Genomic DNA, 13,882 nt, shown 5'->3' on the forward strand with positions numbered 1-13,882 from the left:
TAAAAAAAGCTTCAAATTAAAATTTGAAGCTTTTTTTTATTTAGATGTTAAAATACGGTCTATAATTTTAAGATGATGATGTGTATGTACTTCTAAAAAACGTTTGGTCTGTTTTCTATTTAAATGTCCAAAAAAAGGATGATTGAAATAAGCATTTTTTGGAAGTTTTAAATACTGAGAATTATTGATCTTTACTTTTTCTAATAAAGAAAGAACTTCCTCTTTATTTATTTTGGTTAGTGTATTAACATGCTTTGGAGCTTGAACCTGTCCAGTAGGGATTTGTTTAGTTAAAAAAATCAGGTCACGTTTTAAATTAAAGGTTTTAATATAATCATCCGGATTACTCTTTTTCAATTGACTCGTAACACTAACCATAACTCTTAAGCTGTGGTCTAAATGCCAATCTACGCCACGATTGGAAACAGCTTTATTTTCAGTATTAAAATGAATTAAATGTTGTTCAATTTTATTAATGTATTTATCCATAATATTTTAAAATAATTCATTTAAAAATTTTAAATCTTCTTTGTTTGTTATTGACGAATTAATATCACCTTTTAACAATTCCAATTCTTTATCTATCGCTTCCTTATGTGTGTTTTTTTGAGCAATTTCTTTTAAAAATTGAAGCATCTTAATTAAATTTTGAACTACAGAGATATCTCGTTTACAATAAGTTCTTAAACTCGCCATAACTTGGTAGAGTAGTGTACTAAAGTTTACAGAGGTAATATTTACCCAAGCTACATCTTCAATTTTTGTATAACTATAATCGCTTTTTAATAACCGTATACTAAACAATTCGGACAAATAATCTATCGCATTTAAGGCAGTTCCAGGATCGTTAATTCCTGGAGACATAGCTTTAACAGCAATTTCTGTAAGTTGTTTAAATGCTAAGACATAATTGTCATCTATCAACTCATTAGTAGAATATTCAAATTGATTGGTTATATCTTTGATACAGTCTTCATTTAATTTCTTTTCAGACTTAAATAAAGGTTGATTTTTTATTATAAATGAACCTTTAAATCCAATAGTTTTAATTTTAGAATCATTTTTTTTAGCTATATCAGCAATATTTTTTAGAGCGATATTGGTTATATAGCCGCTTTTTGTAGCCTTATAAATATGAAATTTAGTACTATCAGGAAAATTAACTTCGGTATCATCTTCACTATCAATAAGTCTATTTAAACGCCTTTTAGCAGTATTTAAAATTTTATCCATAATGTTATTAATTTGTATTTCCTGAGAAATGGAATGGATAAAATATATAAAACTAGCTAAACAGTGCAGCATTAAAGCAATAGCAATTAATACCGAAAAGCCTGGTAATTGATATTCGTTACTGTTTTCTTCAATAGAAACCAGTATAAAAATACAATACACAATTGTTGAAATATAAAAACCTAGTATGAGTTGGTGTCGTCTATTGGAAATTAACTCTGGTAAAAGTCGTGGAGAAAAATTGCTTGAGGCTTGATTAAGTAATATCATTACCATTGAAAAACTAAATACCATAATAGAAATTAAGCCTCCAATAAAAGTAGTTAAAAGACTTCGGGAAGTTTCTGTGTTGTTAACAACCACATCTGGAATATACTCTAAAAGATATTTAGTTATGCCTTTCTCTTCAAGAAACAGCATAAAGTAGGCTAGTAGTATACCAAAAAGTGCAATAATACTTGGGTAAAACGCAATTTTATCTTTTAAATGGTAAGTTTTAGAAATTAATAATTTTAATTTATCAATCATAAAAATGGTTTTAACTTGGAAATACAGTTTTCAAAAGGCTCGTTATGTGCAATCCAAATAGTTTCTTGTTGTCTCTTAAACCAAGTGAGTTGTCTTTTAGCAAAGCGTCGCGAATTTTTTTTAATTTCAGAAACAGCAAATTCTAAAGTCCATTCACCTTCAAGATACTTAAAAAGTTCTTTGTAGCCCACAGTATTTAAACTATTTAAGTCTTTTTTAGTTTCCAATTGTTTGACTTCATCTAAAAGACCAGAAGACATCATAATATCTACACGACGATTGATCCGGTCATAAATAATATCTCTATCTGCAGTAATACCAATGGTAATCGTTTTAAAGTTGCGTTTATTTTTTTTCTTTTGAAGAAAGCTAGAATAGGGTTTTCCAGTACCAATACATATTTCTAAAGCTCTAATAACACGCTGTGGGTTTGAGATAGCAATTTTATCGTAACTTTTTGGATCTAATGTCTTAAGTTTAAGCTGTAAGGTCTCTAAACCTTCATTAGATAGTTGTAAGTTAAGATTCTTACGAATCTCACTATCTACTTCAGGAAAATCGTCTAAACCTTTTGTAACAGCATCTACGTACAAACCAGATCCACCAACCATAATTACTGTAGATTTGGTTTTGAAAAGTGTGTTTAAAGTTTCTATAGCATCTTTTTCAAAAGCACCCACATTATAGTGGTCTGAAATAGATTTATGATGAATAAAATGATGTTTGGCTTGAGATAATTCTTCTTGGGTTGGTGCAGCAGTACCAATACTCATTTCCTTAAAAAATTGTCTTGAATCTGCTGAAATAATTTCGGTATCAAAATAATTGGCCAGCTTAATGGCTAAACTGGTTTTTCCTATGGCGGTAGGTCCAACCACACTTATAAGTAGCTTTTCAGAAGTCATGATTTAATGTAAAGCCGTTCCACAAATTCTACAAAAACGCGCATCGTCTTTATGGTATTCTTCATGGCAATTTTTACAACGTTGGGTATTTAAGTGTACGTTTGGATAACGTTCCGTTATAATTCCTTTTTTGGAAGCTTCTTCGTCTTCCTTATCCTTTTTATTACTGTTTTTTACATATTCTGCAGAAACAATTCCTGTAGGAACTGCAATAATACCATAACCTAAAATCATAATAATTGAGGTTATAAATTGTCCTAGAGCGGTTTGTGGTGCGATATCACCAAAACCTACAGTAGTTAAGGTTACAATACACCAATACACACTTTTAGGAATGTTTGTAAATCCATTTTCTTCACCTTCAACTAAATACATAATCGATCCAAAAATTACAGAAGACACCAAGACAGCAAACAGAAAAACAAAAATTTTAACACGACTCGCTATAATAGAGTCTTTTAGTTGATTGGAAGCACCCAAGTAACGTGCAATTTTTAAAATACGAAAAACCCTTAAAAGTCTCAATGCTCTTAAGGTTATAAGGGCATGAGAACCTACAAAAATAAAAGATAAATATTTTGGGATGGTAGATAAAAAATCAATGACACCATAAAAGCTAAATATATATTTTAAAGGTTTTCTTACTGTTATAATACGAGCAATATATTCAATTGTAAAAAGTATGGTAACAGCCCATTCTCCTATATTTATCCAATAATGATATTTTGCATCTATGTGATTTACACTTTCCAGCATTACTAAAGCAATACTGGCAAGAATAAAAACAAGCAGAATAATATCAAACGCTTTTCCAGATGGTGTATCGGCTTCATAAATAATTTCATGAAGTTTATCGCGCCAGTTCGTGTTTTTTTTATCCAATGCCATATCTCAAATTTAAGATTTTTAATGTTTAGGCTTCAAGATTTATCGGAATAATTTTAAGTTTTGGATGTTTTCTAAGATAGGCTTGTATGATGTGTTGCGTATCTCTATTGTTTTCCATTGGAGTTATTATGGTTTCTAAAATCTTTATATTATTTATTTGATGATTTAAGTTAAAGTAACCATAACCTTTAAAAACACCATTTTTAATTAATACTGCACTGCGCTCGTCATGAGTTCTACCACGATCTACAATAATCATATTTTGATGTTCGTAACTATATTTTTTAATTAATTCTTGGATGCGTTTATTGTAAGTTTCTGCTGATTCTTCTTCTATACAAGCACCTATACACTTTTTAATACTTTGATTAAAACATGCTTTGTTGGTGCGTTCTAGACCTACCAACTTTAAACATAAATTATAATCTTCAACCATTTTTTCTAAAAAATGGGTACCACTTTGTTTATTTGTAAATGTTGTAATACTCTTTTTTCGACCGTCTGCTTTATCTAGACTTAAGTTAATATATCCATTTTCATCAGTAAATTTATAGAGCGCATAAGTAAAAACATTTCGGGTTAAAGCTCTATTAAAATAAGGTTTTATACTCTTAATTTCATCACTTTCTTTTAACAAAGCAATCATTTCGTTCCCGCAAGCTTCAAAAGTTACGCTAGAAACCTGTTTTTGTAGGTGTTTTGCTTTTTTTGAAGTGCCTGTAAAATGTTGATTAACCCTATTTTTTATGTTTTTACTTTTTCCCACATAAATAATATCACCATTGGCATTATGTAAATAGTAAACCCCAGTAATATTTGGTAAATCTCTTATTAAATCTAAATGTTTTGGCTTTATGGTCTCTGGTTGTTCTTTTTTTACTGTATCGCGAACAATAGTTTTATTAGAATCTTTATCTAATAACAGTTTGAATAGCTTAACCGTAGCTAAGGCGTCTCCAGAAGCACGATGTCTATCTGTAACAGGTATTCCTAAAGAACGTACAAGTTTACCTAAGCTGTAAGATGGTAAATCTGGTATAAGTTTTTGAGATAATTCTACCGTGCAGAGTGTTTTCTTTTTGTAATCGAAGCCTAAGCGGTTAAATTCGGTTTGTAAAATACGGTAATCGAATGACGAGTTGTGTGCAACTAAAATACAGTCTTCGGTAATTTCTACAATACGCTTTGCAACCTCGTAGAATTTTGGGGCATTTTTAAGCATATTGCTATTAATACCAGTAAGTTTTACTACAAATGGTTGTATGTCTCGTTCTGGATTTACTAAACTTATAAATTGATCTGTTATTTCATGACCATTAAATTTGTAAATAGCAATTTCCGTAATGCCTTCTTCATTAAATTTTCCACCAGTTGTTTCAATGTCCAGTATTGCGTACAAATTTGTGTTTTTAGTGTTAGTGTATTTTAAAATAGAGTAGTAGTTGTTTATCTGGCTCCAAATATACTACTTCCCAGACGAACCATTGTACTGCCTTCTTCAATAGCTATTTTATAGTCACCACTCATACCCATACTTATAGTTTTTAATTTGCAATTCTCTGTTTCAATAGATTTGAGCTGTTCAAATGTGCTTTTTAATAGTTTAAATTCCGAAGAAATTTGTTGTTCATTATCTGTGAAGGTAGCCATACCCATAACTCCGGTAACACAAACGTGATTAAATTTAGCAAACTGTTCTGATTTTAATAACTTTTCTGCATCTTCAGGAGTCATTCCAAATTTACTATCTTCTTCAGCAATTTTTATTTGAAGCAGGCAATTTATAACTCGGTCATGTTTTTTAGCTTGTTTGTTAACTTCTTTTAGAAGCTTTAAGCTGTCGCAACCATGAATTAAATCTACAAACTCTGCCATATATTTGACTTTGTTGCTTTGTACATGACCAATCATGTGCCATTTGATGTCTTTAGGAAGTGCTTCAAACTTATCTTCCATTTCTTGTATTTTATTTTCACCAAAAACACGTTGTCCAGCATCGTAAGCTTCTTGTAAGGCGGTAATAGGTTTTGTTTTACTCACCGCAACAAGTGTAATGTGCTCTGGTAAGTTTTGTCTTATTTGTTGTAGATTTTGAGTTATAGACATTTAGATTGTGTTTATAATACTTTAAAATTTTTATTTAAAAATGTTATATCGTACATTAATTACATCAAAACTCATAAATAGCCACACCACTTCGTAATTTTGGTTCTATATAAGTGCTTTTAGGAGGCATTTTTAAACCTTCGTCTGCTATTTGTTTCATTTGCTCTATAGTTGCCGGTAGCATACCAAAACCAACTTTAAATTCATTTGAGTCTACTTTAGATTTTAAATAAACCATATCTTTTTTACCGCTTAAATAATCTATTCGGTCATCATTTCTTAAGTCTATAATCCCTAAAATTGGTTTTAAAATAGTTTTATATAAAATTTGAGCATCCAAAGTATCTAACGCGGTTTTAAACTCAAAATCTGTTCTTCTTAAGTATAAAGAGTAAAATTCGCCATCTAAATACATACTAAAATGATGTTGTTTAGAAGGTTTATATGGTAATTCTCCACGATTTTCTATTCGGAAAACAGTATCTAATTTAATTAGAAACTCTTCTTTACTTAAGCCATTTAATTCCTTAACTAAACGATTAAATTCGTGAATTTTTAATTCATCTTCACAAATTAAAAAGCTCATGAAATAGTTATAATTTTCGTCTCCTTGATGGTTTTTATTTTCTTGTTTTAAATCTTCACAAAGCAGTTGTGAAGAAGCACTCCTGTGATGTCCATCGGCTATATACAAGGTGTCTATATTTTTAAATGCTATTTCAATTTCATTTAAATCTTCACTTTCATTAATTAACCATAAGTAGTGTGTGTCTCTGTAAGTTGTGGTAAACTCAAATTCAGCGCGCTCCTTTTGTGCTTTTGAGATAATTTGCTCTATGGATTTATTTTTTGGATAAGTTAATAGAACAGGTTCTGCATTAAAACCAACTGTTTTTAAATAGTTTTTAAAAGTAATTTCTTTAGAAGAAATGGTGTCTTCATGTTTTTTAATCACATTATTTTTATAATCTAAAACACTTGCAGCAGCAATAAGTCCATTAAATTCTTGACCTTCACGATCAATAATTTTGTAAACATAATAACATGGTTTCTGGTCTTGTTTAAATATAGAAGCTTCTTTAAACTCCAGATATCTGTTTTTTACCAATTGGTAACGCTCTTTACCAGAAATGATTTTATCAAATTTATAACCAGGATTTATAATGTGTAAAAATGAAAACGGATTATCCCTTAATCGTGATTCTAATTGTTCGTGAGTATAACTTTGGTAAGAACGCGATGCGACTAAACTTACTTTGTCTCTTGTAGGTCTAACTGCTTTAAAAGGGATTATTTTTGCCATGTATTTAGTATTCAGTAAGCAGTCTTCAGTAGGCAGTTTCCAGTAAGTAGTTTATGTTTTTTTACTGCTTACTGGAAACTGTTAACTGCTTACTTGTTTATGAGAATCGTTTAGAAACTTGTTCTGCTTTTCTACTTTCAGAATAATCATAAAACCCTTCACCAGATTTAACGCCTAATTTCCCAGCCATAACCATATTTACTAAAAGTGGACATGGTGCATATTTCGGGTTTTTAAATCCGTCGTACATCACATTTAAAATAGATAAACACACGTCTAAACCAATAAAATCTGCCAATTGTAATGGACCCATGGGATGTGCCATTCCTAATTTCATTACGGTATCAATTTCTTCAACGCCCGCAACACCATTATATAAAGTCTCAATAGATTCATTAATCATTGGCATTAAAATACGATTGGCAACAAAACCTGGATAATCATTTACTTCTGTTGGTATTTTTCCTAAAGTTTTAGAAAGTTCCATGATGGTTTCAGTCACTTCATTACTGGTGCTATAACCGCGGATAATTTCTACCAGTTTCATAATTGGTACTGGATTCATGAAGTGCATACCAATAACCATTTGAGGCCTTTTAGTAACAGAAGCTATTTCTGTTATAGATATAGAAGAAGTGTTTGTTGCTAATATGGTCTTTTCAGGACAATCGGCGTCTAATTGCTTAAAGATTTTAAGCTTTAATTCTTTGTTTTCAGTTGCAGCTTCTACAACTAAATCTACATTTTTCACACCATCCGTAATAGAAGTGAAGGTTGTAATTTGATCAAGTGTTTGTTTTTTGTCTGCTTCGGAAATTTTCTTCTTAGCAATCATACGATCTAAGTTTTTAGATATGGTAGACATTCCACGTTCTAAAGACGTTTCGCTAATATCTATTAATTGTACTTTAAAACCTGATTGTGCAAACGTATGAGCAATACCATTACCCATTGTTCCTGCACCAATTACTGCAATTTGTTTCATTTTTTATGATTTGTAAAGGCTGCCATTAAAATTTAAAAGGCTAACCAGAATTATAACTTTAATTTCGTTTTTTGAACTTTTAAAATTGATCTATAATCATACTTGCAACCCGTAAAGCTTCTGTGCCATCATGAAGCGTTACGATAGGCGTCGTGTTGTTGTTTATAGCATCTGCAAACGTTTCTAACTCATCTAAAATAGCGTTGTTTGATGGAACATCTGGATTTTCAAAATAGATTTGTTTTTTTATGCCTTCTGCATTTTGAAGTATCATATCAAAATCTCCTGGATTTTCGGGAGCATTTTTCATTTTAACTACTTCACAAGCTTTTTCTAAAAAATCTACAGAGATGTAAGCATCTTTTTGAAAAAACCGTGTTTTACGCATGTTCTTTAAAGAAATTCGACTAGCAGTAAGATTGGCAACACAACCATTTACAAATTCTATTCTCGCATTAGCAATGTCTGGTGTATCACTTATAACAGAAACACCACTAGCAGAAACATTTTTAACTTTAGATTTTACAACGCTTAAAATAATATCAATGTCGTGAATCATTAAATCCAAAACCACTGGAACGTCTGTTCCACGAGGATTAAATTCTGCCAATCTATGACATTCTATAAACATAGGTTGGTCTAATTGATGTTTTACGGCTTTAAATGCTGGGTTAAAACGCTCTACATGTCCAACTTGCCCTTTAACTTTATATTCCGCAACCAAAGCACGAAGATTTTCTGCTTCTTCAACGGTATTTGTTATAGGTTTTTCGATAAAAATATGTTTGCCTTTTTTTATGGCTTGCTTAGCGCAATCGAAATGCGAAAGTGTAGGTGTTACAATATCAACAACATCTATGGCATCAATTAAATTATGAATAGAGTCGAAATAGGTATAACCAAATTCTTCTTGAACACTTTTACCGTGTTCAGGATTGGCATCGTAAAATCCGACTAAGTTGTATTTTGAAGATTCATTTAATAATCTCAAATGTATTTTCCCTAAGTGTCCAGCACCTAATACACCAACGTTTAACATAGAATTGCGTTTTTAACAAAACTAAGTATTTTTAATCGTTTTTTTAAATGAATGTTGCAATATTATGTGTAATATTTTAAAGAATTCTAAATTGAAAATAAGCTAAAAGAGTCATGTTTTTTATATATTTTTGAATTTTACATTTCATTTTGATAGACAATACGAAACATAAAGGATTAAGACAAAAACTAGTTAAAGTTTTAGAACGAAAAGGCATTACAGATAAAGCGGTACTTGAAGCTATAAATACAGTGCCTAGACATTTGTTTATGGATTCTAGCTTTTTAGATCATGCTTATCAAGACAAAGCATTTCCTATTGCAGCAGATCAAACCATTTCTCAACCTTACACAGTTGCTTTTCAAACAGAACTGATGAAGGTTGAAAAAGGCGATAAAGTTTTAGAAATAGGAACGGGTAGTGGTTATCAAACAGCCGTTTTGTGTGAGCTTGGAGCTAAAGTTTATAGTATTGAAAGACAGCGAGAATTATTTAAACTTACCAGTAAGTTTTTACCTAAACTTGGATATAGACCTAAAAAACTCATTTTTGGAGATGGCTATAAAGGTTTGGTAGAAGAAGCACCTTTTAAATCTATTATTGTAACTGCAGGAGCGCCTTTTGTACCTAACCCGTTATTGGCACAACTAGATATTGGTGGCCGACTGGTTATTCCTGTAGGAGAAAAGGTTCAAATTATGACACTTTTTGAACGTAAAGGACCTAAAGATTTTGAGAAAACAGAGTTTGGAGAATTTAAATTTGTGCCTTTACTAGAAAACAAAAATTAATTTTTTCTACTTTTATATATTGCATAACCTAAGGTTCCAAAAGTTAATATAAATAATAGGTAATAGATTAAATATTCTGACCATACTGGTGTTTTTCCAGCACCACTTAAGCCCAACGTAACGGTTTGATAAGTTATTATTAAAAATAATATAGAAATAACTAAACCCGTAAAACGCATTATTTTAATGCTACTTCGATAGTTTTCTTCCGCATTTTCTGCAGTGATTTTATTTACATAATTAAATAAATGTGGCTTTTTATTTAGAAAATATAAAGCTGTATTTAGTACTAAACTAATGATAGGCAAGAGCCAAACCCAGCTTTTATGGTCATAACGATCTACCTCTCCACTAAAATTAAAATGAGCAGGAATATTTTTTGGTAAATAGGAGTAGTAAAACGCTGGATATAAAAAAGTTATTAAAAGTGCTAGTATAGTTACGGTTTCTATAATAACATCCATTTTATCCCTTTTAATTTTAATTATGGGACGATTTTCCATTTATAATTAAATTTTAAAAACTAATTCCAAACATTACAGCATCGTTTAGAAATCCGCTTTGGTATGAACGGACATAATCGACTCTTAAAAAGCGATATTTACCAAATCCAATATTATCTAAACCTAAAGAAAATTCATTATAAGGTTTAAAATCTTCCGAAGCTGCAAGTTTTGCACCAGCGACTAAATTAAAATTTAGTTTACTTAATAACGGAATTTTATTTAAAATATAACCTTTAAAATTATGTTCAAGATGTGCTTCGGCATAATTGGCATTGGTGCTTAGACTGTAATATGGTAAATTTTTAAAACTATTAATATAATTTCCATCCGTGGTTACGTGGGTTTGATTGCCGTTAAAATGTTTGTAGTCTATGAAAGCGATATTGTCTGCATTATTAAACAATCCCGCTTTAAGGTTGTATTGAAATTCGCCTTTCGCCCCAATAGTTACCTTATGTCTTAACAAGGCTTTAAACTCGTTATAATTATAGATATCTTCATTTCCATTAAAACCATTTTCCATAGCTAAATATAACGTAGGATAGTTACCAGAATTGATATTGTACTTACCATCCGGATAACTTAAATAGTTTTGAGCAAAATTGATACGAGCAGTTAATGTAAATTTTAGCAAATGATGTGTGTCAAATGAAGGTATTTGAAAAGCCGTTTCGTTAAGTGGATTATTACTGGTATAAATATCATCATCTTCATTAACAGTAACATAATCGCTATTATTTACTAAAGCTTTCCTGCGCTCATAAGCTAAGTTTCCATATAGGTTTAAGCCATTAACAACTTCTTGACTATAAAAAACTTGAGCAAAAGTTTTGTCATAAAGTTTCATATAATTGTCTTCGAAAAAAAGTGAGCTAACCGTATTTTCTAATTTTGAAATAGGATCTGAGTCGTTAAATTGCTCTGTTTTAATACCTCCCGAAAAACTTAAAACTGGTTTTTTAATGTTATTAAACTTGAAAAGAACACTTCCTGTAGCTCTTAGTCGATCATCTGCCTCGCCATAATTAACAGAACTATTTACACTAAAATAACGGTTATAGTCATCCAACCGTTTGGTGTAGTTAAAGTCTAAAGATGAATTCCAGCCTTGTACAGTATTAAAATTTAATTTTTCTAAAGGTGAAGAAAATCCAACACTCCATTTTTTAAATGAATTTTTATAAGTGTAACCACCAATGATATCTCCAAATTTAAATGTATTACTTTTTTGGTCTAAAGAATCTAAGTAAGGCTTAGAGTTTCTTAGAACTTCAATGCTATCTTTTTTTACATAATCCGTTGCTTCTTCACTAGTTAGGGGAATTGGACGTTTATTATCCCAGTATAAAGAATCCTTTTTATTGGCGTTTTCTTCAAAAGAAAGCACTTCGCGGGTAAAATTTTTAGCTTCAAATTGAGGTGAAAAATTGTAGTCACTAAATACCACTGTGTATTTTCCTTCGCCTTTAAAACCAAAAAAACTAAAATTAAAATCAAAGGTTTGAGATATTTTAGCCCAAATGTCATCTTTTTTAGAGTAAGAGTAAGTTTGTTTCAATTTAAAAGTTTCTACAGGTGTAATACCAGTTCTTTTGCCACTAATAACCAAATCTACACCATAAATACTCCAGTCGTTTTCTACAATATATATAATCCCAGAAAAGGTTTTGTCATTTTCTCTTTTTGGTGAGATTTCAATTTTATTAATCAGATGGCCTTCTTCATCATAAAAACCACCAATCAATTTATAATCATAAAAACTGAAGGCGTTATCTGCAATTGGGGAAACCACTTGTTCACCTAACTCAAACGTATTTTTATAAAAATTGAAATTTGTGTCACTTGCACTATTAAAGCTGAACCCATTGTTATTACCGCTAACTTTTGAAGCTACAATGGTTTCTTTAAGAGGCTTCGGGTGAAGGTACTCTAATTTGGATACTGTTTCACTTAAATATACAATACCTTGACGTGTAGAGTCCAAATTACCTTCTAAATCGCCCACTTCCTGACCTAAAATTTTTTCAGGAGCATTTAAAAGTTTAATCATTCCGCGAGAATAGAAATTTGCAGTAAAGGTATTTTGGCGTTGTAAATTTTCCTTACGTTTTGCTATTGCTGCTCTAATAATTGCATTTGCAGGGTTTTCGGTACTATTTAATAAGACTTCACCTAAAGAAATTTCTTCTTCCTGCAATTGCATATCTAGTGTAAACGGAAAACGGTCAATATCTATGTTTTTTTTAACCGTTTTAAAGCCTAAATACTGAAAAACAATAGTATAATTGCCCTTTTTTGTAATATCTAAAGTGTATAAACCATCGTTATTTGTAGTTGTACCAATATATGTGTCTTCAATAAAAATGTTTACACCAGGTAATGCTTCGTCTAATGTAGAAGTAATTTTACCATTAACTTGAGCAATTGAAATGATGCTATAGGTAAAGCAAAAAATAACAAAAAATATATTTTTCATAAGAGTTGAAAGGTCAGTGTTTATTATAAAGACGAAAAATAGCGCAATAGGGTTGCCTACTTATAGATTTTTTTAATTCGGTCTAAATTTCTCTTGTTGTCTCTGTCTTTAATAGTTTCCCTTTTGTCGTAGAGCTTTTTACCTTTACAAAGGGCTATATCTAACTTTGCTAAGCCTCGCTCGTTTAGAAATAAACGTAAAGGAATTATAGTTAAACCTGCATTTTGCATATCGCGTTCTAAACCTTTTAATTCTTTACGATTTAGTAATAGTTTTCTGGTCGCTTTGGGTTTGTGGTTGTAGTAATTACCGTATAAATATTCTTCTATAGTCATATTAACTACAAACAATTCACCTTTATCATTAAACTCACAAAAACTCTCTGCAATAGAGGCTTTACTATTTCTAATAGATTTAATTTCTGTGCCCGACAAAACAATGCCAGCAGTATATTTATCTAAAATTTCATATTGAAATTTAGCCTTTTTATTAAGTATATTAATTTTCTTCTGCATAGTACAAATGTAGAAATTCTTTAAATAATTAGATTAGTCTACTGTAGTTAAGTTATGATTTATTTGCCCTTTAGAAATAGTAATTTTATAAAGGTGATTATAAACTGTTTCGTCAATTTCTTCATAGACTTTTTTACCTATAATATCATTTACAAAAAATGGAATAGTATTAGAATGGCCTACCATTAAAACTGTTTTTCCTTTGTTCTGTTCTAAAAATGATTGCGCTGAAATGCGCTCTGGATTGTAAATTTCGGGTTCCAGATTATTTTTGCTCGCAGTTGGCTGTGCTGTTTTTTTTGTTCTTGTAAAATTTGAAGTGTATATAGCATCAAATTTAATAGTGCTAAAATAGTCTGACCAGTTTTGAGCTCTTATTTCGCCTTCTTTTGTTAAATCTGGATTATTGGAAGTGCTTAAATCTTTTTCAGCATGTCTAATTAAAAAAATAGTCGTGGTTAAAGATTCTGAATCTTGAATAGGAGTAACCTCGGCAGTTTGTTTTGAAGTGTTATTATTACAATTAAATAATATAATGGCAAAAAATAGTAAACTTGTATGTTTCATAGTATATTTATAAGTCACCAATTTCGAACATTAAATTTAA

General features: G+C 30.5%; 14 protein-coding genes. 1 reads left to right on the forward strand and 13 read right to left on the reverse strand.

Features of this window, described 5'->3' with window-relative positions:
* Positions 1–36: 36 nt before the first annotated feature.
* The 9 genes from C7H52_RS07295 to C7H52_RS07335 all read right to left on the reverse strand — a co-directional run bounded on the left by C7H52_RS07295 (position 37) and on the right by C7H52_RS07335 (position 8,987).
* The gene (locus tag C7H52_RS07295; protein ID WP_106463242.1) at positions 37–489 is read right to left on the reverse strand and encodes a DUF1569 domain-containing protein; all 453 of its coding nucleotides are present in this window, start codon (positions 487–489) and stop codon (positions 37–39) included.
* 6 nt (positions 490–495) lie between these two features.
* Positions 496–1,761, reverse strand: coding sequence for a DUF2254 domain-containing protein (locus tag C7H52_RS07300; protein WP_106463243.1), 1,266 nt, complete (start codon positions 1,759–1,761; stop codon positions 496–498).
* A complete protein-coding gene (gene miaA, locus C7H52_RS07305) occupies positions 1,758–2,666 on the reverse strand; it encodes a tRNA (adenosine(37)-N6)-dimethylallyltransferase MiaA (protein WP_106463244.1) in 909 nt (302 codons plus the stop codon). Before miaA ends, C7H52_RS07300 begins: the two co-directional genes overlap by 4 nt.
* Before the next feature lie 3 nt (positions 2,667–2,669).
* A complete protein-coding gene (locus C7H52_RS07310) occupies positions 2,670–3,554 on the reverse strand; it encodes an ion transporter (RefSeq protein WP_106463245.1) in 885 nt (294 codons plus the stop codon).
* A 25-nt stretch (positions 3,555–3,579) separates the two neighbouring features.
* A complete protein-coding gene (locus C7H52_RS07315) occupies positions 3,580–4,953 on the reverse strand; it encodes an exonuclease domain-containing protein (protein WP_106463246.1) in 1,374 nt (457 codons plus the stop codon).
* Positions 4,954–5,000: 47 nt separating this feature from the next.
* Positions 5,001–5,660, reverse strand: a complete 660-nt coding sequence (locus C7H52_RS07320) for a YggS family pyridoxal phosphate-dependent enzyme (RefSeq protein WP_106463247.1) — start codon at positions 5,658–5,660, stop codon at positions 5,001–5,003.
* Between the two features lie 64 nt (positions 5,661–5,724).
* A complete protein-coding gene (locus C7H52_RS07325; protein WP_106463248.1) occupies positions 5,725–6,963 on the reverse strand; it encodes a DUF1015 domain-containing protein in 1,239 nt (412 codons plus the stop codon).
* Between the two features lie 97 nt (positions 6,964–7,060).
* Positions 7,061–7,948, reverse strand: coding sequence for a 3-hydroxyacyl-CoA dehydrogenase family protein (locus C7H52_RS07330; protein WP_106463249.1), 888 nt, complete (start codon positions 7,946–7,948; stop codon positions 7,061–7,063).
* Positions 7,949–8,027: 79 nt separating this feature from the next.
* Positions 8,028–8,987, reverse strand: coding sequence for a Gfo/Idh/MocA family protein (locus C7H52_RS07335; RefSeq protein WP_106463250.1), 960 nt, complete (start codon positions 8,985–8,987; stop codon positions 8,028–8,030).
* A 149-nt stretch (positions 8,988–9,136) separates the two neighbouring features.
* On the opposite strand from C7H52_RS07335, the gene C7H52_RS07340 reads away from it, so the two are divergent.
* The gene (locus C7H52_RS07340) at positions 9,137–9,778 is read left to right on the forward strand and encodes a protein-L-isoaspartate(D-aspartate) O-methyltransferase (RefSeq protein ID WP_106463251.1); all 642 of its coding nucleotides are present in this window, start codon (positions 9,137–9,139) and stop codon (positions 9,776–9,778) included.
* On the opposite strand, the gene C7H52_RS07345 is transcribed toward C7H52_RS07340, so the two are convergent.
* The 4 genes from C7H52_RS07345 to C7H52_RS07360 are packed head-to-tail and all read right to left on the reverse strand — an operon-like array spanning position 9,775 to position 13,842.
* Entirely contained in the window at positions 9,775–10,281 is a 507-nt protein-coding gene (locus C7H52_RS07345; RefSeq protein ID WP_106463252.1) for a DUF1648 domain-containing protein, read from the reverse strand. The genes C7H52_RS07340 and C7H52_RS07345 overlap by 4 nt on opposite strands.
* A gap of 13 nt (positions 10,282–10,294) precedes the next feature.
* Positions 10,295–12,760, reverse strand: a complete 2,466-nt coding sequence (locus tag C7H52_RS07350) for a DUF5686 and carboxypeptidase regulatory-like domain-containing protein (protein WP_106463253.1) — start codon at positions 12,758–12,760, stop codon at positions 10,295–10,297.
* A gap of 56 nt (positions 12,761–12,816) precedes the next feature.
* Positions 12,817–13,275: an SsrA-binding protein SmpB gene (smpB, locus tag C7H52_RS07355; RefSeq protein ID WP_106463254.1), complete on the reverse strand. Its 459-nt coding sequence runs from the start codon at positions 13,273–13,275 to the stop codon at positions 12,817–12,819.
* A gap of 33 nt (positions 13,276–13,308) precedes the next feature.
* Positions 13,309–13,842, reverse strand: a complete 534-nt coding sequence (locus C7H52_RS07360) for a phosphoglycerate mutase family protein (protein WP_106463255.1) — start codon at positions 13,840–13,842, stop codon at positions 13,309–13,311.
* Between the last annotated feature and the right edge of the window lie 40 nt (positions 13,843–13,882).

The organism is Aurantibacter aestuarii (assembly GCF_003008425.1).
Lineage (GTDB): Bacteria > Bacteroidota > Bacteroidia > Flavobacteriales > Flavobacteriaceae > Aurantibacter > Aurantibacter aestuarii.

Bases quoted from the DNA above. Each gene is read 5' to 3' on its own strand.
- C7H52_RS07295 (WP_106463242.1), bottom strand. From the start codon at position 489: ATGGATAAATACATTAATAAAATTGAACAACATTTAATTCATTTTAAT.
- C7H52_RS07300 (WP_106463243.1), bottom strand. From the start codon at position 1,761: ATGATTGATAAATTAAAATTATTAATTTCTAAAACTTACCATTTAAAA.
- miaA (WP_106463244.1), bottom strand. From the start codon at position 2,666: ATGACTTCTGAAAAGCTACTTATAAGTGTGGTTGGACCTACCGCCATA.
- C7H52_RS07310 (WP_106463245.1), bottom strand. From the start codon at position 3,554: ATGGCATTGGATAAAAAAAACACGAACTGGCGCGATAAACTTCATGAA.
- C7H52_RS07320 (WP_106463247.1), bottom strand. From the start codon at position 5,660: ATGTCTATAACTCAAAATCTACAACAAATAAGACAAAACTTACCAGAG.
- C7H52_RS07325 (WP_106463248.1), bottom strand. From the start codon at position 6,963: ATGGCAAAAATAATCCCTTTTAAAGCAGTTAGACCTACAAGAGACAAA.
- C7H52_RS07330 (WP_106463249.1), bottom strand. From the start codon at position 7,948: ATGAAACAAATTGCAGTAATTGGTGCAGGAACAATGGGTAATGGTATT.
- C7H52_RS07335 (WP_106463250.1), bottom strand. From the start codon at position 8,987: ATGTTAAACGTTGGTGTATTAGGTGCTGGACACTTAGGGAAAATACAT.
- C7H52_RS07345 (WP_106463252.1), bottom strand. From the start codon at position 10,281: ATGGAAAATCGTCCCATAATTAAAATTAAAAGGGATAAAATGGATGTT.
- C7H52_RS07350 (WP_106463253.1), bottom strand. From the start codon at position 12,760: ATGAAAAATATATTTTTTGTTATTTTTTGCTTTACCTATAGCATCATT.
- smpB (WP_106463254.1), bottom strand. From the start codon at position 13,275: ATGCAGAAGAAAATTAATATACTTAATAAAAAGGCTAAATTTCAATAT.
- C7H52_RS07360 (WP_106463255.1), bottom strand. From the start codon at position 13,842: ATGAAACATACAAGTTTACTATTTTTTGCCATTATATTATTTAATTGT.